We start from the raw sequence: 21043 nt of genomic DNA, 5'->3' as shown, positions 1-21043 counted from the left end.
TCCGCGACATTGCGCGATCGACACTGGAGACAACCATGCACGTATCCACCTGGGAGAACCCCGTCGGCACCGACGGCTTCGAGTTCATCGAATACACCGCGCCGGACCCCAAGGCGCTCGGCAAGCTGTTCGAGAGCATGGGCTTCACCGCCGTGGCACGTCATCGTCATAAAGACGTGACGCTCTACCGTCAGGGCGACATCAACTTCATCGTCAACGGCGAGCCGGATTCGTTCGCGCAGCGTTTCGCGCGCCTGCACGGCCCGTCGATCTGCGCAATCGCGTTCCGCGTGCAGGACGCCGCCAAGGCTTACAAGCACGCCCTCGAACTGGGCGCATGGGGCTTTGACAACAAGACCGGCCCGATGGAGCTGAATATTCCGGCCATCAAGGGCATTGGCGACTCGCTCATTTATTTCGTCGACCGCTGGCGCGGCAAGAACGGCGCGGCGCCGGGCAGCATCGGCGACATCAGCATCTATGACGTCGACTTCGAGCCGATTCCGGGCGCCGAGCAGAACCCGGTCGGCCACGGCCTCACCTACATCGACCACCTCACGCATAACGTGCATCGTGGCCGCATGAACGAATGGGCGGAGTTCTACGAACGCCTCTTCAACTTCCGCGAAATCCGCTACTTCGACATCGAAGGCAAGGTGACGGGCGTGAAGTCGAAGGCGATGACTTCGCCCTGCGGCAAGATCCGCATTCCGATCAACGAGGAAGGCGGCGAGACGGCTGGCCAGATCCAGGAATATCTCGACGCGTACCACGGCGAAGGCATCCAGCACATCGCGCTCGGCAGCAATGACATCTACCGCACGGTGGATGGCCTGCGCGCCTCAAAAATCGCGCTGCTCGATACGATCGACACGTATTACGAACTCGTGGACCGCCGCATTCCGAATCACGGCGAACCACTGGACGAGCTGAAGAAGCGCAAGATCCTGATCGACGGGATGCCCGAAGACCTGCTGTTGCAGATCTTCACGGAAAACCAGATTGGCCCGATCTTCTTCGAGATCATTCAGCGCAAGGGTAATCAGGGCTTCGGCGAGGGCAACTTCAAGGCGCTGTTCGAATCAATTGAACTCGACCAGATCCGCCGCGGCGTGGTGAAAGACAAGGCCTAAGCGACGCAAAATTTCGCGTTATCAGGATGCAAAAAGGGCGAAGATCACACGATCTTCGCCCTTTTTAGTTTTGGAATCCGCCGCCGCACACCCCGGCAATGGATTCGGATGAATGGAATGCTGCGCGGATCAGCGCTGCATCGGGATTAGCGTTTGACGCTCCGCTCGGCTTTCACAGCGAGCATGGCGTTCGAGTCAGCCTTGGCACACAGCGTGTACTGCGCGCACGACGTCGATTCGTTCGCGCCGCTTTTCGTGCTGGCGTTCGAATGCAGCGGCGCGCTCATGGCGAAGAACGCGGCCGAAACCGTCAGGAAGGTCTGGATATGTCGATGGTTCATGCGTACTCCTTTTTCAGACTGCCTGTCACTGCACAATGCCACGTTCGCACCCTGAATTTCTTCGGGCGCGTCGCGGTTCGTACAGATGAGGAAGGTAGAGAGGATATTCAAGGGTGACACTCTGCGGTGCAACTTTTACACGCTGTTACCTCGCACCGAACTCCGACACATCCTTTGTTACACAGGACCTTCAGGGCTCTTACACGGCCGCTGAATCAAGCCTGACAGTGCGTGGCTCGCACGATTCATGCAGGGTTTCCCGTGAAGGCGGCGGGTTTATCCGAGTGCTACCATCGTTCAACACAAGCCACCATGGCGAGCCTTGGCCAACGCGTTCACGAGACGCCGAAGGTCGTGAAGCGTTCTGGCGATCCCAACAACGGATTGGTTGGATGGAGGAAGACACATAATGAATGCCCCGCTAGACGCAGGTCAGCGCGCTTCGCTCGAAGCCGCACTCGCTTCCGTCACGCTCGACGACAAATACACCCTCGAACGCGGCCGCGCGTACATGAGCGGCATCCAGGCGCTGGTCCGCCTGCCGATGCTGCAACAGGAACGCGACAAGGCCGCTGGTCTCAATACCGCGGGGTTCATTTCGGGCTATCGCGGCTCGCCACTGGGCGGCCTCGATCAGTCCCTCTGGAAGGCGAAGCAGCATCTCGCCGCGCATCAGGTCGTATTTCAGCCCGGCGTCAATGAAGACCTCGCCGCGACCGCCGTGTGGGGTTCGCAGCAGGTGAACCTGTACCCCTCGGCGAAATACGACGGCGTGTTTTCCATGTGGTACGGCAAGGGTCCCGGCGTCGACCGCTGCGGCGACGTGTTCAAGCACGGCAATTCCGCCGGCTCGTCGCCTCACGGCGGCGTGCTCGTCCTCGCCGGCGATGACCATGCCGCCAAGTCGTCCACGCTCGCGCACCAGTCCGAGCACATCTTCAAGGCCTGCGGCCTGCCGGTCCTGTTCCCCTCGAATGTGCAGGAATATCTCGACTTCGGCCTGCACGGCTGGGCCATGAGCCGCTACTCGGGTCTCTGGGTCGCGATGAAGTGCGTGACCGACGTGGTCGAATCGTCGGCATCGGTGGAAATCGATCCACATCGCACGAACATCATCCTGCCCGAAGACTTCGCGATGCCCGAGGGTGGCCTGAACATCCGCTGGCCCGATCCGCCGCTCGTGCAGGAAGCACGCCTGCTCGACTACAAGTGGTACGCGGGCCTCGCCTACGTGCGCGCCAACAAGCTCGATCGCATCGAGATCGATTCGCCGCATGCGCGCTTTGGCATCATCACGGGCGGCAAGGCGTATCTGGACGTGCGCCAGGCGCTCACCGACCTCGGTCTCGACGACGAAACCTGCTCGCGCATCGGGCTGCGGCTCTACAAGGTGGGCTGCGTGTGGCCGCTCGAAGCCCAAGGCGCGCATGCGTTCGCGCGCGGGCTCGAAGAGATTCTCGTGGTCGAGGAAAAGCGCCAGATTCTCGAATACGCGATCAAGGAAGAGCTCTACAACTGGCCCGACGCGCAGCGTCCGCGGGTGTACGGCAAGTTCGACGAAAAGGACGGCGCCGGCGGCGAATGGTCCGTGCCGATGGGCAACTGGCTCCTGCCCGCTCACTACGAACTGTCGCCCGCGATCATCGCCAAGGCCATCGCCACGCGTCTGGACAAGTTCGAGATGCCCTCGGACGTGCGCGCACGCATTGCTTCGCGCATCGCCGTGATCGAGGCGAAGGAAAAGGCGCTTGCGAAGCCGCGCGTGCAGGCCGAGCGCAAGCCCTGGTTCTGCTCGGGCTGCCCGCACAATACGTCGACCAACGTGCCCGAGGGCTCGCGCGCGATGGCCGGCATCGGCTGCCACTACATGACCGTGTGGATGGACCGCAATACGAGCACCTCCAGCCAGATGGGCGGCGAAGGCGTCGCGTGGGTCGGCCAGTCGCCGTTCACGAACGACAAGCATGTGTTCGCGAACCTCGGCGACGGCACTTACTTCCATTCGGGCCTGCTCGCGATCCGGGCGGCGATCGCCTCGAAGGCGAACATCACCTACAAGATCCTCTACAACGACGCGGTCGCCATGACGGGCGGCCAGCCCGTGGACGGCGTGCTCACCGTGCCGCAGATCACGCATCAGCTCGCCTCCGAAGGCGCGACGAAGATCGTGATCGTGACCGACGAGCCGCAAAAGTATCAAGGCGTCACCACGCTCGCGCCAGGCGTGACGATCCATCATCGCGACCAGCTCGACGCAATCCAGCGCGAACTGCGCGAGATTGCCGGCACGACCATCCTGATCTACGACCAGACCTGCGCGACCGAGAAGCGCCGCCGCCGCAAGCGCGGCACGTATCCCGATCCGGCGAAGCGCGTCGTCATCAACGAGGCGGTCTGCGAAGGCTGTGGCGACTGCTCGGTGCAGTCGAATTGCCTCTCGGTCGAGCCGCTCGAAACCGAATACGGCACGAAGCGCAAGATCAACCAGTCCACCTGCAACAAAGACTTCTCGTGCGTGAAGGGCTTCTGCCCGAGCTTCGTCACGGTCGAAGGCGGCCAGTTGCGCAAGCCGAAGTCGAACACGGTCGTGAGCGACGCGATGCCGCCCGTGCCAATGCCCGACGTGCCGGCGATCGGCCAGCCCTATGGCGTGCTCGTGACAGGCGTGGGCGGCACCGGGGTCGTGACGATCGGCGCACTGCTCGGCATGGCCGCGCACCTCGAAGCGAAGGGTGTAACCGTGCTCGACGTGACCGGCCTCGCGCAAAAGGGCGGCGCGGTGATGAGCCACGTGCAGATCGCCAATCGCCCGACGGACATCCACGCGACTCGCATCGCCATGGGCGAGGCGGGGCTCGTGATCGGCTGCGACGCCATCGTGACCGCCAGCGACGACTGCATCTCGCGCATGCACGAAGGCCGGACGCACGTCGTGCTCAACAGTGCGCCCACGCCCACGGCCGAGTTCATCAAGAACCCTCAGTGGCAGTTCCCGGGCTCCAACACCGAGGCTGACGTGCGCTCCGCGGCAGGCGCCGACCAGGTCGCGACCGTCGATGCGAACCGCTATGCACTCGCGCTGCTCGGCGACGCGATCTACACGAATCCGTTCGTGCTCGGCTACGCCTGGCAGCGCGGCTGGCTGCCGCTCATGCACGAGTCGCTCACGCGCGCGATTGAGTTGAACGCAGTGCAAGTCGAGAAGAACCTCGCGGCCTTCGAATGGGGCCGGCGCGTCGCGCACGACCGCGAGGTCGTGGACCGGCTGGTGACCGTGAAGCAGCCTGCTCCGGACGCGGGTGCCGATGCCGGGGACGCCAGGATCGTTTCGCTGCATACGCCCAAGGCACTCGACACGCTCATCGAAAAACGCGCCCAGTATCTCGCCGCCTATCAGAACGAGGCTTGGGCGCAGCGCTATCGCACGTTCGTCGACGAGGTGCGGCGCGCCGAAGCGAAGCTCGACCGACCCGATGGCGGTTTGAACGGACAGCCGCTCACCGAAGCGGTGGCGAAGAACCTGCACAAGCTGATGGCGTACAAGGACGAGTACGAGGTCGCGCGTCTTTACGCCGATCCGGCGTTTGTCGAAAAGCTGAAAGCGAGCTTCGAGGGTGACTGGAAACTCCACTTCCATCTCGCGCCGCCGTCGTTCGCGAAGCACGACGACAAGGGTCATCTGGTGAAGAAGCAGTACGGTCCGCGCATGCTCACGGCCATGCGCATGCTGGCGAAACTCAAGTTCCTGCGCGGCACGGCGCTCGATCCGTTCGGCCGCACCGAGGAGCGTCGCCACGAGCGTGCGTTGATCGGCGAGTATGAAGCGCTCGTGCGCGAGGTCATCGGTGGATTGAGCGAGGCGAACCTCCCGCTCGCGCTCGAACTCGCGAATCTGCCCGATGCGATTCGCGGCTACGGCCACGTGAAGGAGAACAACCTCAAGGCCACGCGCGCGAAGTGGACGACGCTGATCGCGAAGTGGCGCGCGCCGGAGAACGGGGCGGCGCGCCACGCGGCTTGACTCCGAACTTAGTCCCGGCCTTCGCAACGAAGCCGTAAAAAACGAAGGGCGCTCCGCCAGAAGCGGAGCGCCCTTCTTGTTGGTTGAGGCCGACGGCGCGCCGCCAGCCTCAATGCACTCGCAAACCCCGCTTAACGCACGGCCTTGTTCACCGTGGCATTAGCCGAAGCCACCGCCGTCATGTTGATGATGCGTCGCACGGTTGCCGCCGGCGTGAGGATGTGCACCGGCTTCGAAGCGCCCAGCAGGAACGGGCCCACCGTCACGCCTTCGCCGCCCACCACCTTCAGCAGGTTGTACGCGATGTTCGCCGCTTCCACGTTCGGCATGATCAGCAGGTTCGCTTCGCCCGCGAGCGTCGTGCCCGGGAACGACTGCTTGCGGATCAGCTCGGAGAGCGCCGCGTCGCCGTGCATTTCGCCGTCCACTTCGAGCTGCGGTGCTCGCTCGACGATCAACTGGCGCGCGGCCTGCATGCGCTGCGAGGTCGACGAACGCACGTTGCCGAAGTTCGAGCTCGACAGCAGCGCCACCTTCGGCGTGATGCCGAACTTCTCGATCTCGCGCGCGGCGAGGATCGTCATGTCGGCGAGCTGCTCGGCGCTCGGCACTTCGTTCACGTAGGTGTCGCTGATGAACAGGTTGCGGCCCGGCAGCATCAGCAGGTTCATGGCCGCGTAGCTGTCGGCGCCGGCGGCCTTGCCCAGCACCTGCTCGATATGCTTGAGGTGATAGTCGAAGCTGTTCACGAGACCGCAGATCATGCCGTCCGCGTCGCCCAGGTGCACGAGGATCGCGCCGATCAGCGTGTTGAACTTGCGCATCGCGGCCTTCGCGACCTCGGGCGTGACGCCCTGGCGCGCGCCGAGTTCGTGGTACGCCTGCCAGCTCTGCTGGAAGCGCGGATCGTCTTCCGGATCGACGATCTCGAAGTCGGTGCCCACACGCAGCTTCGAGCCCATCTTCTTCAGGCGCATTTCGACCACGGACGGACGGCCCACGATGATCGGCCTGGCGATCTTCTCGGTCAGCACGAACTGCGCCGCGCGCAGCACGCGCTCGTCTTCACCTTCGGCGAACACGATGCGCGCGCAGTTAGCCTTGGCCGCCGCGAACACCGGGCGCATCACCATGCCTGAGCGGTAGACGGTCGCGCCGAGTTGCTCGCGGTACGCGTCCATGTCGGTAATCGGGCGCGTGGCCACGCCCGAATCCATCGCGGCTTGCGCGACGGCCGGCGCGATCTTGATGATGAGGCGCGGGTCGAAGGGCTTCGGAATCAGGTATTCCGGGCCGAATTCGAGCGTGTGGCCTTCATAGGCCTTCGCCACTTCGTCGCCCTGATCGGTTTCTTCGGCGAGTTCCGCGATCGCGCGCACGCACGCGAGCTTCATCTCTTCCGTGATGGTCGTGGCGCCCACGTCGAGCGCGCCGCGGAAGATGAACGGGAAGCACAGCACGTTGTTGACCTGGTTCGGATAGTCCGAACGGCCCGTGGCGATGATCGCGTCCGGACGCACCTTCTTCGCCTCTTCCGGGCGGATTTCCGGCTCCGGGTTCGCGAGCGCGAGGATCAGCGGCTTGTCGCCCATCTCCTTGACCATCTCGGGCTTGAGCACGCCCGCGCCCGAGCAGCCGAGGAACACGTCGGCGCCCTTGGTGGCGTCGCCGAGCGTGCGCGCCTCGGTGTTGGCGGCGTAGCGCGCCTTCGACGGATCGAGATTGCCGCGGCCTTCGTAGATCACGCCCTTCGAGTCGGCAACAAGGATGTTCTCTTTCTTCAGACCCAGCTTCACGAGCAGGTCCAGACACGCGATGGCCGCCGCGCCCGCACCCGAGCACACGAGCTTCACGCTGCCGAGTTCCTTGCCCACGACCTTCAGGCCGTTGAGGATGGCCGCCGAAGCGATGATGGCCGTGCCGTGCTGGTCGTCGTGGAAGACGGGAATCTTCATGCGCTCGCGCAGCTTCTGCTCGATGTAGAAGCACTCGGGCGCCTTGATGTCTTCGAGGTTGATGCCGCCGAGCGTGGGCTCGAGCATGGCGATGGCTTCGACGAGCTTGTCCGGATCGGTCTCGTCGAGTTCGATGTCGAACACGTCGATGCCGGCGAACTTCTTGAAGAGGCAGCCCTTGCCTTCCATCACGGGCTTGGCCGCGAGCGGGCCGATGTTGCCGAGACCGAGCACGGCCGTGCCGTTGGTCACGACGCCGACGAGGTTGGCGCGCGAGGTGTATTTCTGCGCATCGAGCGGTTCGGCGTGGATCGCCTCGCAAGCGGCAGCGACGCCCGGCGAGTACGCGAGCGAGAGGTCGAGCTGGTTGGAGAGCGGTTTGGTGGGCGTGACCGAAATCTTGCCGGGCTTCGGATTCTGGTGATACGCGAGCGCGCTTTGCTTCAGTTGTTCATCCATTTTCGGGCCTGCCGGGACGTGAGAGACGAGTGAAGTTTTATGTTCGTTGGCCCGCCGGTTCGCGCGAAGCTTTCGACGGTGGCAGGTCCTGCGCACATGCAGCAAACGCGGCGGCGGCGGCAGGCCCAAACCATAGGCGAAACGGCGCGGACGAAATGGCGGGGGATTAGTGTACACCCCGCCATGAGCGCGGCGAGTCGGGTCAAAGACTGATACCGGGAATTTGTAGCGCGCTGGAATCACCACGTAGCGTGCGTTGCGCGACGCCTCATGCGGCCCCCATCAGACTCACACGCGACTTCCACGCCGCCCTGCATGCGTCGCCGCGTGTGGCATCCCAGGCTGCGCGAGATGCGGCGTTGCGCCGCACCCGGTGTGCCGATCTCGTCAGATTCGGGGCTTACTCGAGCGCCACGCCGCGTCGCTCGGGAATCAGGAAGAGCGTCGCGACGATGTCCAGCACGTAGATCGCCGCCAGCATGCCGAGCGCCGCCGTGAACGAATAGCGGGCCGCCATCGCGCCGACCGCAAGCGGGCCGAAGCCGCCCACCGCCCGGCCGATGTTGAAGAGGACGTTCTGAGCGGTAGCGCGCGCGGCGGTGGGATAGAGCTCCGAAATGAGCGCGCCATAACCGCCGATCATGCCGTTCACGAACACGCCCATGGCCGCACCACCGATCAACAGCGCGAACGGCGTGCTCAGATGCGCGTAGACGAACACCATCACCACCGCGCCCGCCTGATAGAACAGGAACGCGGGCCGGCGCCCGAAGCGGTCGGCGGCAATGCCGAACAGCCAGATGCCGAGCGCCATGCCCGCGACGGTCGCGGCGGTCCAGAGGCCGGACTTCGTGAGCGAATAGCCAAAGGATTTCGAGAGATAGGCGGGCAGCCAGATCATGAGCCCGTAGTAGCCGAAGTTCTGCACCGAGCAAAGCACCGTCACGCCGAGGCTCGCGCGCGCCGTGCGGGCGTCGGCGACCAGCAGGCCGAGCGCGCGCAGCCATGCGCCGCGCTCTTGTGTCTTGCTGACGCGCGCCCGATGGGCCACGAAAAGCTCGGGCTCTTCCACGCGCCGGCGCATGACGAACGACACCACGGCGGGCAGGAGACCGATCGCGAACATGCCGCGCCAGCCGATCACGGGCAGGAGCCACGGCGTGAGCAGCGCCGCGGCGAGCACGCCCACTTGCCAGCCCAGCCCGACATACGACGACGCCCGCGCGCGCAGCCGGTCGGGCCAGGCCTCGGCGACCAGCGCCATGCCGATGCCGAACTCGCCGCCAAGGCCAATGCCGGCGATCGTCCGGTAGACGAGCAAGTCGGCGTAGCCGCGCGAGAGCGCGCACAGCCCGGTGAACACGGCGAACACCAGGATCGTCCAGGTGAGCACGCGCACGCGCCCGAAGCGGTCCGAGAGCAGCCCGAACACGATGCCGCCAACGACCGCGCCCACGAGCGTCCACGTGACGAGCGAGCCGGCCTGCGCACCCGAGAGATGTAGATCCGCGCTGATGGCGGGCAGCATGAAGCCGAGCATCAGCAGGTCGAAGCCGTCCATCGCATAGCCGAGCACCGAGGCGATCAGCGCGCGTATGGCGTGGCCGCCCGCGACAGCCACCTGCACGGGTTCGCCCGTGTGCGGGACGGCGGCGGGCGCGATGGCGGTATCGGCGGGCGTGAGTCCCGAAGAATCGGAAGGCAATTCGGCGTGAGGTGCAGAACGCGGTTCGGGACGCGATTCGGGACGAGAAGCGGCGGTCATTCGGACAATCCTTTGCGGGGCGCGGGCCAGACGAAAACCGGCGTGAGTTTACTGGCGTGCCCGCGCAGCCACAACCAGAACAGCATGGCCGTGCGCGCCACGAGCAAAACCACGATCCCACCCCACAAAGCCGGCGAACACCTGTCAGTGCGACTCGTCGGCGAACGTCAAGTCGGGTAAAATGCCCGGCTACGCGCGCAAGAGAAGCCGTCCGGAGCGAGCGGGTCGCCTGAAGCAAAACCTCAGACGATCGACGCCATCCGGGCCGCGCATCGCGAGTTCCGATGCCAGCCATCCGGATTCACCGTGCCAGCGCCACCGGGCCCAGCGCCCACCCGCCTCCCGCATTCATCTATCCAAGGATTCGCCCATGACAGGCAACGATCGCCAGACGATCTCGGACGCAACCGCCAAAATGCTGCTCGAAGTGAAGGCCGTGCACTTCAACGCCGAAAAACCCTTCATCTTCACTTCTGGCTGGGCGAGCCCGGTCTACATCGACTGCCGCAAGCTGATCTCGTATCCGCGCGTGCGCCGCGGCCTGATGGAAATGGCTGAAGCCACCATTCTGCGCGACGTCGGCTACGAGCAGATCGACGCCGTCGCCGGCGGCGAAACCGCAGGCATCCCGTTCGCGGCATGGCTGTCGGACCGCCTGATGGTGCCGATGCAGTACGTGCGCAAGAAGCCGAAGGGCTTTGGCCGCAACGCGCAGATCGAAGGTCTGCTCACCGAAGGCCAGCGCGTGCTGCTGGTCGAGGATCTGACCACGGACAGCCGCAGCAAGATCAACTTCATCAACGCGCTGCGCACCGCCGGCGCGCAGGTGAACCACTGCTTCGTGCTGTTTCACTACAACATCTTCAAGGAAAGCGTCTCGGTCCTGAAGGACATCGACGTCGACCTGCACGCGCTCGCCACATGGTGGGACGTGCTGCGCGTCGCCAAGGATTCGGGCTACTTCGAAACGAAGACGCTCGACGAAGTCGAGAAATTCCTGCACGCACCGGCCGAATGGTCGGCGGCGCACGGCGGCGCAACCTCGGCACCGCAGTAAGCCTGCGAGCGGGCGGCGCGCGGCTCACTCGCCCGCGCCACTCCGCTCAAGCAAAAAAGCCATCTGCCTTTCGGACAGATGGCTTTTTTTATGCCTCGCGCAAAACCCTGCGCGGCATGGCGTGCTCAGGACACGACTTCGCCCGTCGCGCCGTTATCCGGCGCATGCGATGAGAGATTGAGCAAGCCATTGCTCTGCGCGTACTGGAACAGTTCCGAGTCGCGGTCGAGCCCGAGCTTGCGCATGGCCGTGTTCTTCTGCGTGCTGATCGTCTTGATGCTGCGATTGAGCTTTTCGGAGATTTCCTTGATCGTCATGCCGGACACGAAAAGCCGCACCACTTCGAGTTCGCGCTTCGAGAGGATGACTTCGTCGTTCTTGCCGCCGCTGTTGATGCGCAACGACTCGAGCGCCACCTTCACTTGCGGACTCATGTATTCGAGATTGCGGCTCACGTGCTGCACGGCGAGCCCGATATGGCTCAGGTCGTCGGACTTGTGGACGACGGCGATCACGCCGAGCTCGCCCAGCCGCTTCAGGAGCGCCGCGTTTTCGAGCATCGTAAGGACGACGATGGGAACATCCGGGAAGTTGCGCCGCAGATAGCCGATGAGCGGCAGGCCGTCGCCGTACTGGCCGCCCGGCATGGCGAGGTCGGTTACGAGCACATCGCACGGCGTAGTCTGCAGCGCCTTGATCAGTTCTGTGGACTGACGGGCACGGCCAACGACCTGGATGCCAGGGAACTTGAGCAGCGCATGTTCCGCGCCGAACAAGATCACCGGATGATCGTCCGCTACTACGACCCTGATTGGCTGCTGCTGCATTACCCCTCCGTAGAGACCGTCTTGCTTGTCTTTCTTTCTGAACGGCTATCTGCTCCGAGAAACCCCTCGTTCTCGAAACATCGTTTCCCGCACGGGCAGGAAAGCACGCGACTATAGCCGATTTCCCCGGGCGCGCAGCCGTCAGACGGCCAAACGCGTTCGCTTAATGACGTTATATTGAACGAAGTTCGATGCAGAACACAATTCGAAACAAGCCGTCGGCAATGTGTCATGCGTCTTTGACAAACATACAGGAGAACCAGCCCATGCGCGGCTCACACGACCTTGCCCCTCGTACTGCGCATGCGTATGCGCGTTCCCCGTTATCGACCATGAAAGCTGCGCGCGCAATCGATGCGCGAACGACTTGTCTCCTTGGCGCAGGACTCCTTGTCAGTGCACTGGCCTGCGCGGATGCCCACGCGCAAGGCACGTTTGCGCTCGGCAGCGCGAACTTTCGCGACGGTGCCAAGGTTGCGGCGCCGCAGGTGCTCAACGATAACGGCTGCACGGGCGCTAACCGCTCGCCGCAATTGACATGGCGTAACCCGCCAGCGGGCACGCGTAGCTACGCGGTCACGGTCTTCGATCCCGATGCGCCGGGCCCCGGCTGGTGGCACTGGGCCGTCGCCAACATTCCGGCGCGCGTGAGCGCGCTCCCCGAAAATGCCAGCGCCTCGGGCGCGCTAAAGAAGCTCGGCGCGCTCGAGGCGCGCAACGACTTCGGTGGCGCGGGCTACGGCGGCCCGTGCCCGCCGCCGGGAAAACCGCACCGCTATGTGGTGACCGTCTACGCGCTCGGCGTCGACAAGCTCGCGCTCGCCCCAGGCGGGCCTGCGATGATGTTCGATCACGAGATCCACGGCGCCGCGCTCGGCAGCGCCAAAATCACGGTCATGTACGGACGTTGAGACCACGGTCACAGCCCGCTCGCTGGCCGGGTGCGCGAGGGTATTCGCTCCCCCAAAAGGCTCTCGCCAGCGCACTGCTTTACGGGCTACTCCCCGGGTTACTCCCGATTTTTTTCCGGCGGCCGCCGCACGTCGGGCGGCCATCGGTCTTAAAATACCGTTCCGGCGCCGCATGAGTGAGCGCCGCGCGGCAACCAACGCCCGCGCGGCGGGCAGCGTCCGCAATCCCCGAAGTTTCAGAGAGACCGAGATGAGCACGAAAGTTTTTGTCGACGGACAGGAAGGCACGACCGGCCTGAAGATTTTCGAATACCTGTCGCAGCGCGCCGACGTCGAGATCCTGAGGATCGACGAAGCGAAGCGAAAGGACGTCGAGGAACGCCGCCGTCTCATCAATGCGTCCGACGTGACCTTCCTGTGCCTGCCCGATGTCGCCTCGCGCGAGTCGGCCTCGCTCGTCGAAAACGAGCGCACGGTGCTCATCGACGCGAGCACGGCCTTCCGCACCCACGCCGACTGGGCCTACGGCCTGCCCGAGCTGACCCGCGCGCAGCGCGAGCGCGTGCGCAGCGCCAAGCGCATCGCCGTGCCGGGCTGCCACGCTTCGGCGTTCGTGCTGGCCATGCGTCCGCTCGTCGAGGCGGGGCTCGTGGCGCCCGACTTCGCGGCGCACGCCTATTCGCTCACAGGCTACAGCGGCGGCGGCAAGAAGATGATTGCGGAATACGAAGCCGGCGGCAACGAGAAGCTCATGAGCCCGCGACCCTACGCGCTCGGTCTCACGCACAAGCACTTGCCGGAAATGGCGTTCCACGGCGGCCTGAAGAGCGCGCCCGTGTTCACGCCCATCGTGGGCCCGTTTTACAAGGGCCTCGCGGTCACGACCTATTATTCGCCGCAGCAGCTCACGCGCCGCGCCAAGCCCGAGGACGTGCTGGCGCTCTACGCCGAGTACTACGGCGGAGAAAAATTCGTGCGCGTGATGCCGTTCAACGCGGAAACTAATCTGGATTCGGGCATGTTCGACGCCCAGGCGAACAACGACACCAATCGCGTCGATCTGTTCGTGTTCGGCAACGACGAGCAGTTCGTGACCGTCGCACGTCTGGACAATCTGGGCAAAGGCGCCTCGGGCGCGGCGATTCAGTGCATGAATCTCGCGATCGGCGCGGCAGAAGATGCCGGACTGAAGGCTTGAGGCCCCGCTAAGCCTAGGCCGCTGAACACACCTGCGGCGGCTGAAAAACGAAAACCCGGCACTGCGAAGCGCCGGGTTTTTATTTGTGCGCGGCGCCGCAAACCGCGCGGGCAAAAAAAAAGCCCGCCATGGTTGGCGGGCTGAATCCATATCAGAGGAGACATGGAGGAGACAAGAACCAGTATAGCGAACTACTTGGTGCAACGCAACATGTAAAGTAGTACGGACCCTGAACGTTGCAAATAAACAACGAAAACGGTGATCAGGATTACCCGGATAATGCGTCGCGGGTTCGAGCAGCGCCGGAATGGCAGCCGAAGATGCCCCAAGCGAGCCCGAAAAGCCCTTATTGGGCGACCATCGAAAGAATGAACGTTAGTTGGTCGAGCCCCACTGGGCGCACCAGATGCACATCGAAGCCGGCGGCGAGCGCTTCATCGCGGTGACGCGACTCGCCCCAGCCGCTCAGCGCGATCAGGAGCGGCGTGCGCGCGCCGCAGGCGTCGCGCAGCCTTCGCACGAGAGCGGCCGGCTCGTCGTCGGGCGCGAGCGAGAGCGCGACGATTGCCACATCCGGCACGAAGCGCGCGGCGGCTTCGGCTGCGTCATCGAGTGTTTTCGCCATGGCGGTCGCGTACTGGAGGTCGGCCAGCAACGTGCCGAGCCCCGCCAGCGACGTCTCGTCATGATCGGCGATCAGGATGCGCGTCTCCATCCGCCGTCTCCATTCTCACTGGTTCGGTTTGCATCGTTCCCCGCCCGCTCGCATGGCGCGGCGCTTTGCCATCAAGCGCCTTATTCAAGTGCTTTATTCAGCGCCTTATTCGTCTCGCATTATGCGCCACCGCCCGGCCGGACTTTGTGCGTCAGCGAGCGGTCGTCCGAGAATTTGACCGCGCGCGGGGCGTCTTGCTCCCTTGTTCGCGCCCCGTTCAGCGCATCACCCGCGACGATACTCGCGACCACAGCCGCCCACTGGCTCCCGCTCGCTCAACCACGCCCCGCACGCCGCGCCGCGACCTTGCCGAGCACCGCGAAGTCGCATTCGCCGTCGCCATGTGCGACGGCGTCGAGCAGGCTGTCGCGCAGCACGCTCGCGACGGGCAGCGGGGTCGCTACCGAGTCGGCGGCCTCCAGCGCGAGCCGCACGTCCTTCAGGCCGAGCCGCGCCTTGAACTGCGCCGGCTCGTAGCGGCCCTCCGCGATCATGCCGCCGTAACCCGCGTAGACGGGACCGGGAAACGGCCCGCCCGTGATCACGTCGAGAAAATCTCGCATCGCCACGCCGTGGCCCCCCAGCAGCGCTGCCGCCTCGCCGATCGCCTCCACCGCCGCCGCCAGCATGAAGTTCGCGGCCAGCTTCATCACGTTCGCCTGCTGCGGCAGCGCGCCGATGCGCCAGGTTTTCTGGCCTAGCGCGTCGAAGAGCGGTTGCACATGGTCGATGGCCTCGGCTGCGCCTGCCGCAATGATCGTCAGCTTCGCAGCCGCTGCCACGTCGGGCCGCCCGAGCACGGGCGCGGCAACGTAATGCAGGCCCAGCTCGGCGTGCTCGCGCGCGAGCGTCTCGGCAAGCGCCACCGAAATCGTCGCCATGTTCACGTGCACGAGGCCGCGAGGCGCCTGCGCGAGCAGCGCGACGTCGAACACTTCGCGCAGGGCCGCGTCGTCGGCGAGCATGGAAATCACGGCGTCGCCGGCAAACGCTTCAGCCGGGGACGCGACCACGCGCGCGCCCGCGGCGGCCAGCGCCTGTGCCTTCGCCGGCGTGCGGTTCCAGACGCGCACCGAGTGCCCGGCCTTCAGCAAGTTCACGACCATCACGGCCCCCATTTCGCCAAGGCCGATAAAGCCGATATCCATTGCCTGCTCCTCATGATGAAAACCCGGAGTAGAACACAGTCTGCCAGCCGCTGCAGCACGCTCTTGCTGCCATGCCGCGCCAGGCATGCGATAGCGGTGCGATACTGGCGCCATGGTCACCGCCACCTTCCGCTTCTACGAGGAGCTGAACGACTTTCTCGCGCGGCCGCTGCGCCGGCGTGCGTTCACTTGCCCGTGTGCGCACAACGCTACGGCAAAGCACATGATCGAGGCGCTCGGGGTGCCGCACACCGAAGTGGAGCTGATCCTCGTGAACGGCGAATCGGTGGGGTTCGAGCATCCGCTCGCGGAAGGCGACCGCGTGGCCGTCTATCCGAAGTTCGAGTCGCTCGACATCCGGCCCTTGCTGCGCGTGCGCGCGAGCCCGCTGCGGGAGCTGCGCTTCATCGCCGACGCCCATCTGGGCGGCCTCGCGCAACTGCTGCGGCTCGTGGGATTCGACACGCTCTACGACAACCATTTCGCCGATGACGCCATCGAGTCGCTCGCCGCGGCCGAGCACCGCATCGTCCTCACGCGCGACCGCGAGCTGCTCAAGCGGCGCAGCATCACGCACGGCTGCTACGTGCGCGCGCTCAAACCGCGCGCGCAACTCTATGAGCTCTTCGAGCGGCTCGATCTCGCCGCGAGCGTGCGGCCGTTCCGGCTATGCCTTGCGTGCAACGCGCCGCTGCGGCGCATCGCGCGCGACGAGGTGCGCTCGCGCGTGCCCGACGGCGTGTTCGAGCGGCAGACGCGTTTCGTCACCTGTGACGTCTGCGGGAGGGTGTTCTGGGAGGGCTCGCACTGGCGACGCATGCGCGCGCTGATCGACGACGTGGCCGGTACACGAGTCGAAATGCGCCCGGACGGCAATCCCGCACCCTGATGCGCATCGCCGCGATGGACGCGCGCAGGCGTTTGCGTACAATGCGCGCCACTGCCCAACCTCGGAGCCGAACCCATGGCCATGAAGAAATTCGACCTTGAGAAAAACAAGGCGCTAAAACTGATGCAATCGACGAACAAGGCCGGCCCCGACCGCTTCGGCAAGGGCTCGGCGCCAGCGGCGCTCGACCGCCGCGAGCAGCGCAAGCTCGATCAGGCCGCCGGCCTCGTGCCGTTCGCGTGCAAGCTCAACGCCGATCTGGTGGAGAAGCTGAAGGCACGCGCGGAAAATCATGCGCAAGGCATGACCGGTCTTTTGACGGAGTTGCTCGAAGCCGGGCTCGCACACGACGCAGCCTGAACGCGCGGCGCAGTGAAGCGTGCATGACGTGTGGATTGCGCGTCACATCGAGCGCAAAAAACGGAGACAAAAAAGCCAAGGCTATGCCTTGGCTTTTTTCTTTTCGCTGCCCGCTCGGCGGGCCTGGTTGTCGCGCGGCCCGGCAAGGCCCTGCGCAGACCAACCCGCGAGCGGCCAGACGCTTTAGTTCGTCGCGCCCTTGCCGCTCGTGCCGGCGGCCGACGCTGCTTCCTCGACCGGAGCGCGCTTGCCGTGGTGCTTGAGCTTCTTGTGGTGCTTCTTGGCCTTGACCGGAGCGCTGGCAGCCGCCGGTGCGGTTGCAGTGGCGCCCGAAGCTGCTTCCTGAGCAAAAACCTGAGCCGAAATCAGTGCGAAGGATGCTGCGATGAGCGAGGCGAGAATCTTTTTCATCTGTTGTTCCCCAAACCTGGTATGACCGGCACGTTGTGAATTGAGCTTTTCGATACGGCGAAACCGTCCGCTGGCCGATCTCGACGGGCGATTCGCGCGAAGCAGTATTACGCAGCGTTGGCGGTTTGTCATCCGTAATTGGGCCGGTGTATTGTCGGTGAGACAATTTTCTTTCAATTCGGATACGATCGAGCTTTCGCACGACTGTTCGTCCTGCGCACCGCCCCCCCTGTCTCGCAACAGAATTGCGGCAGGGTCACTCCAGTATTGAGAATTTCGCTTGAAACCCGCCAACCACCACCTGCGCGCCAATCTGCTGATGCTGGCCGCCGCCATGATTTGGGGCTCCGCGTTCGTCGCTCAGCGGCTGAGCCTGGACGCCATCGGCCCGTTCCTCTTCACCGGCCTGCGGTTCCTGCTGGGTGCAGGCGTCGTGTCGGCATTCGTCTTCGCGATGGGGCACGTGCAACGCATGCGCGAGGGCCGCGAAAGCCACGACCGCGCCCCGGCATTCCGCCTCGACGCAGCGCTGCTGCGCTCCGGCACGGTGCTCGGGCTCGTGCTCGCCGTGGCCATTTCGCTACAGCAAATCGGCTTGCGCTACACGAAGATCGCCAACGCAGGCTTCATCAGCTCGCTCTATGTCGTGATCGTGCCCATGCTGGGTGTACTGCTGCGCCACCGCACCGGCCCCGGCACGTGGGTCGGCGCGGCGCTCGCAACAACCGGGCTCTACCTGCTGAGCATCAACGAGCACTTTTCGATCATGTACGGCGACTGGTATCAACTCGGCTGTGCGCTCGTCATCTCCATTCAGGTGATGCTCGTGGGCCATTACGCGCCGCGCCACGATCCGCTCATGCTCTCGATCGTGCAGTTCGTCTCCTGCGGGCTGGTTTGTCTCGCCATTGGCGTCGTGGTCGAGCCCATGCATCTGGCCAATATCGTCCGCGCAGCGCCCGCCATCCTCTACGGCGGCGCGCTCTCCGTGGGCGTGGCCTACACGATCCAGGTGGTCGCGCAACGCGACGCGGCGCCCGCGCATGCCGCGGTGATCTTCAGCATGGAAGGCGTGTTCGCTGCGCTCGCGGGCTGGATCGCGCTTGGCGAGACGCTCAGCAACCGCGCGCTCGTGGGTTGCGCGCTGATGCTCGCGGGGCTGCTCGCCTGCCAGTTGCTGCCGGCTGCACGCGGGCGCGTCGAAGCGCACGAGACCCAGGCTGCGGAATCGGTCTGAATCGCGTTTATTGCGTTCCATTGCGAAAAAACGTCGCCTGCGGGCGACGTTTTTTTTCGCCATACAAGTTATCCACGGCGGGCTCTGGATAACCTGGGGACGACCTGGCGAACGATCTGTGGATCATTTCTTGATAACTCCGCGCGATCTATCAAAGGTCAAAAAGTTATCCGCGAGGTTCGAAATGCATACAGCGATTGTCCGCATGGCTGTCCGGATTGCATCGAATTGAACGGAATAAGAAATACCGTGTTATCCACAGGAAATGCCAGGGCTTGTTAACTATTACTATGTATACATATATAAATTCATAACTCTTATTGAATAACGTGCGTTGTCCGCTGTCGCTTCAGGGCGCTGTGTCGTTGCACGCGAGAATCTCATCGACAAAGCGCGGCAACCCTAGCAACGCGCGTCGAGCAACAGAGCGCCGAACCGGCGCGCGACGCCCGGAAAAGAGCACCGTCTCACTCGCCGAAGCCACGGCGCCGCGATGCATGCACGCCCACGCAAAGCAGTGCGAGACAGGCGCTTTGTCCTCCTGCTCTGCCGCAAACCATCCGATGCTTGCGAGCGCGACGTTCGCACACCCCGCGCGTTGCACGAGCAGCGCTTCAACCAGTGCGCGCGCGAACAGCTCGCCCGCTTGCGCATCGCCCTCCACGGCCTGCGCGTGCGCTACAGGCAAGCCCGCCAACGCGGCGCGCGTATGCGCGACGACGCCGATATCGAGGTATTCGGCGGCGCACGCCACATCGGCGAGCATGGACGCGATTGCACCGGCAGTGCAGGTTTCGATGCTCGCTAGCACGAGCTCGCGCGATTGCAGATAACCGATGATCTGCTTCGAGATGTTCATGGTTCCTGGAACCCTTTTAATCGTCGCATACGCCTATGATGTCGTGTTGCCGATGCACGGAGTTTCCCACGTAGCGCCGGACCGGATGCCCGCCCGCAACTCGCACAGAACTGGCACGCCCCTACGCAGCCCGCAGGCAACAAAAAGGGCGTGCGGCCGCGAAGCCAGCACGCCCTTGGGGCGATCCACAGCGCGGCTGCGTTAGCCGCCTTCCATCATCCGCTCGATGGCCGGTTCGAGGTTGCGCAAGCCGACGGTCGCCGGTTCGTGCTCGACGACGCCAAAGTACTCCGTGCGCTGAGGTGCGGGATCGACGAGCATGTTGCGCGCGTAGCGGCCGTAGCGCGTGGACGGCAGCAACCGCTCGGGCGGAATCACTTCGAACGCCGTCCCAACGGCAATGAACAGATCGTCGTCGCCCATGGCCTGCTGAATGCGCCAGAGGGTCTGGTATTCGGGCGCGGCCTCGTTGAAGAACACGACGCCCGGCTTCACGCTTTCCACCTGGCCGCACGACGGACAGGCCGCGCCGGGATCGAGCACGCCGCTGCTCGGAAAACGGTAGTCGCAGTCGGTGCAGAGCAGCGAAATCATGTCGCCGTGCAGATGCGTGACCTGGCGCGCGCCAGCCTGCTCGAGCATGTCGTCGATGTTCTGCGTAATGAGGTGCACGCGCTCCGTGCCCCACATGTTCTGCCACTGCGCGAGCAAGCGGTGGGCATCGTTCGGGCGCGCGTCCGAGCATTCGGCGATGCGCTGGTTGTAGAAGCGAAACACCGCAGGCCGGTTGCGGCGCCATGTGTGGTAGTTGCAGACCTCGTCGATGCTCGCATGCGTCCAGATGCCGTCGCCGGTGCGAAACGTCGAAATACCGCTTTCCGCCGAGAGCCCCGCGCCTGAAAACACGTACAAGCGAGGCAAACGCCCCTGCTGGCGAGGTTGCTGCCGTGTTTGCTCCAAATCGGCCACTTTCATCTCCTGGATTCGATCGGCGCCATTATGACGCCGCCTTTCGGCTTTCGACAGAGGGCCGTGGGGCGTGCGGAAAGCGGCCATTCGATGGCGATTTTTTACAGACGGTTACAGCAGTGCGCACACCGTTTCACCTTGGATCGATTCCACTGTCTAGTATCCGTGCATCCGCGGGCGCATTGCAGCGTCCGGAAACACGAATACAAAAGACGAGGGAGCACCATGAAACGCACACTGATTCTTTCCGTTCTGGGAGTGGCCCTTGCCGCGGCGTGCGGCGAGGCGTCGGCGCATACCGATCTGAGCGTCATGCTCGGCGTGCCCGTAGCGCCGGTCTACGAGGCGCCGCCGCCCGTGGTCTACGAGCAGGCCCCGGTGGCCTATGCCGCGCCGGCCTACGGCTATGGCTACGGTTATGGCTATCGCGAAGACGACGACTGGGACCACCGCTGGCACGACCACGGCCGCCATCGCGGCTGGCACAAGCATCATCGCGAAGACGACGACGATTAATAAGGCGGGATATTGGGGCGCGGTGGCACTGCGCCCCGAAATGCGGATGTCTTGAGGGATGTGAGACCAGTGGTTCAGCGAGGGCGCGGCCGGTGTGCCGCGCCCTCGCTATTTGCTCAGCATTTACTCCACCCTTACTCCCCCCCTTACTCCACCGTCACCGACTTCGCGAGATTACGCGGCTTGTCCACATCCGTGCCGCGTGTGCAGGCCGTGTGATACGCGAGCATCTGCAGCGGCACCACATGCAGGATCGGCGAGAGCAGCCCATA

18 protein-coding genes are annotated in these 21043 nt (G+C 64.3%); 9 read left to right on the top strand and 9 right to left on the bottom strand.

What is annotated here, in order from left to right:
- Positions 1 to 35 precede the first annotated feature (35 nt).
- Positions 36 to 1133, top strand: a complete 1098-nt coding sequence (hppD, locus tag L5014_RS33790; RefSeq protein WP_238468248.1) for a 4-hydroxyphenylpyruvate dioxygenase — start codon at positions 36 to 38, stop codon at positions 1131 to 1133.
- Between the two features lie 146 nt (positions 1134 to 1279).
- Here hppD and L5014_RS33785 read toward each other — a convergent pair whose 3' ends face one another.
- On the bottom strand, positions 1280 to 1474 hold the full coding sequence (locus L5014_RS33785) for a hypothetical protein (protein WP_238468247.1): 195 nt from the start codon (positions 1472 to 1474) through the stop codon (positions 1280 to 1282).
- A gap of 409 nt (positions 1475 to 1883) precedes the next feature.
- Between L5014_RS33785 and L5014_RS33780 the strand changes: the two genes are divergently transcribed.
- Positions 1884 to 5495, top strand: a complete 3612-nt coding sequence (locus L5014_RS33780) for an indolepyruvate ferredoxin oxidoreductase family protein (protein ID WP_238468246.1) — start codon at positions 1884 to 1886, stop codon at positions 5493 to 5495.
- Between the two features lie 131 nt (positions 5496 to 5626).
- On the opposite strand, the gene L5014_RS33775 is transcribed toward L5014_RS33780, so the two are convergent.
- Both L5014_RS33775 and L5014_RS33770 read right to left on the bottom strand, forming a co-directional pair.
- A complete protein-coding gene (locus tag L5014_RS33775) occupies positions 5627 to 7909 on the bottom strand; it encodes an NADP-dependent malic enzyme (protein WP_238468245.1) in 2283 nt (760 codons plus the stop codon).
- Between the two features lie 400 nt (positions 7910 to 8309).
- Positions 8310 to 9614 carry an MFS transporter gene (locus tag L5014_RS33770; RefSeq protein ID WP_420800183.1) on the bottom strand — a complete coding sequence of 435 codons (1305 nt, stop codon included), beginning with the start codon at positions 9612 to 9614 and terminating at the stop codon, positions 8310 to 8312.
- Positions 9615 to 10044: 430 nt separating this feature from the next.
- Between L5014_RS33770 and L5014_RS33765 the strand changes: the two genes are divergently transcribed.
- Positions 10045 to 10731, top strand: coding sequence for an orotate phosphoribosyltransferase (locus L5014_RS33765; protein ID WP_238468243.1), 687 nt, complete (start codon positions 10045 to 10047; stop codon positions 10729 to 10731).
- A 125-nt stretch (positions 10732 to 10856) separates the two neighbouring features.
- Here L5014_RS33765 and L5014_RS33760 read toward each other — a convergent pair whose 3' ends face one another.
- Complete coding sequence (locus L5014_RS33760) at positions 10857 to 11558, bottom strand: response regulator (protein WP_238468242.1); 702 nt, start codon at positions 11556 to 11558, stop codon at positions 10857 to 10859.
- Positions 11559 to 11890: 332 nt separating this feature from the next.
- Between L5014_RS33760 and L5014_RS33755 the strand changes: the two genes are divergently transcribed.
- Together L5014_RS33755 and argC are read left to right on the top strand one after the other, a co-directional pair.
- Positions 11891 to 12469, top strand: a complete 579-nt coding sequence (locus L5014_RS33755) for a YbhB/YbcL family Raf kinase inhibitor-like protein (RefSeq protein WP_238468241.1) — start codon at positions 11891 to 11893, stop codon at positions 12467 to 12469.
- Between the two features lie 250 nt (positions 12470 to 12719).
- Complete coding sequence (gene argC, locus L5014_RS33750) at positions 12720 to 13667, top strand: N-acetyl-gamma-glutamyl-phosphate reductase (RefSeq protein ID WP_238468240.1); 948 nt, start codon at positions 12720 to 12722, stop codon at positions 13665 to 13667.
- A 346-nt stretch (positions 13668 to 14013) separates the two neighbouring features.
- Here argC and L5014_RS33745 read toward each other — a convergent pair whose 3' ends face one another.
- Together L5014_RS33745 and L5014_RS33740 are read right to left on the bottom strand one after the other, a co-directional pair.
- Positions 14014 to 14382, bottom strand: coding sequence for a response regulator (locus L5014_RS33745; RefSeq protein WP_238468239.1), 369 nt, complete (start codon positions 14380 to 14382; stop codon positions 14014 to 14016).
- Between the two features lie 275 nt (positions 14383 to 14657).
- Positions 14658 to 15617 (bottom strand): NAD(P)-dependent oxidoreductase, encoded by a 960-nt coding sequence (locus tag L5014_RS33740; RefSeq protein ID WP_274389612.1) that lies wholly within the window; start codon positions 15615 to 15617, stop codon positions 14658 to 14660.
- A 25-nt stretch (positions 15618 to 15642) separates the two neighbouring features.
- Here L5014_RS33740 and L5014_RS33735 point away from each other — a divergent pair, with 25 nt between their 5' ends.
- Positions 15643 to 16419 (top strand): Mut7-C RNAse domain-containing protein, encoded by a 777-nt coding sequence (locus L5014_RS33735; protein ID WP_238468237.1) that lies wholly within the window; start codon positions 15643 to 15645, stop codon positions 16417 to 16419.
- A gap of 75 nt (positions 16420 to 16494) precedes the next feature.
- Positions 16495 to 16779 carry a hypothetical protein gene (locus L5014_RS33730; protein WP_238468236.1) on the top strand — a complete coding sequence of 95 codons (285 nt, stop codon included), beginning with the start codon at positions 16495 to 16497 and terminating at the stop codon, positions 16777 to 16779.
- 183 nt (positions 16780 to 16962) lie between these two features.
- On the opposite strand, the gene L5014_RS33725 is transcribed toward L5014_RS33730, so the two are convergent.
- Positions 16963 to 17190 (bottom strand): hypothetical protein, encoded by a 228-nt coding sequence (locus L5014_RS33725; protein ID WP_238468235.1) that lies wholly within the window; start codon positions 17188 to 17190, stop codon positions 16963 to 16965.
- A gap of 319 nt (positions 17191 to 17509) precedes the next feature.
- Here L5014_RS33725 and L5014_RS33720 point away from each other — a divergent pair, with 319 nt between their 5' ends.
- Positions 17510 to 18427, top strand: coding sequence for a DMT family transporter (locus L5014_RS33720; RefSeq protein WP_238468271.1), 918 nt, complete (start codon positions 17510 to 17512; stop codon positions 18425 to 18427).
- 349 nt (positions 18428 to 18776) lie between these two features.
- Here L5014_RS33720 and L5014_RS33715 read toward each other — a convergent pair whose 3' ends face one another.
- Positions 18777 to 19286, bottom strand: coding sequence for a CinA family protein (locus L5014_RS33715; RefSeq protein WP_238468234.1), 510 nt, complete (start codon positions 19284 to 19286; stop codon positions 18777 to 18779).
- Between the two features lie 201 nt (positions 19287 to 19487).
- On the bottom strand, positions 19488 to 20255 hold the full coding sequence (locus tag L5014_RS33710) for an SIR2 family NAD-dependent protein deacylase (RefSeq protein ID WP_238468233.1): 768 nt from the start codon (positions 20253 to 20255) through the stop codon (positions 19488 to 19490).
- A gap of 225 nt (positions 20256 to 20480) precedes the next feature.
- On the opposite strand from L5014_RS33710, the gene L5014_RS33705 reads away from it, so the two are divergent.
- The gene (locus L5014_RS33705) at positions 20481 to 20771 is read left to right on the top strand and encodes a hypothetical protein (RefSeq protein WP_238468232.1); all 291 of its coding nucleotides are present in this window, start codon (positions 20481 to 20483) and stop codon (positions 20769 to 20771) included.
- The last annotated feature ends 272 nt before the right edge of the window (positions 20772 to 21043 follow it).

The organism is Paraburkholderia tagetis, from assembly GCF_022213065.1.
Taxonomy (GTDB): Bacteria; Pseudomonadota; Gammaproteobacteria; order Burkholderiales; family Burkholderiaceae; genus Paraburkholderia; species Paraburkholderia tagetis.
Note: the sequence above shows the minus strand (reverse complement) of the source record. Positions and strands in the feature narration are given on the sequence as shown.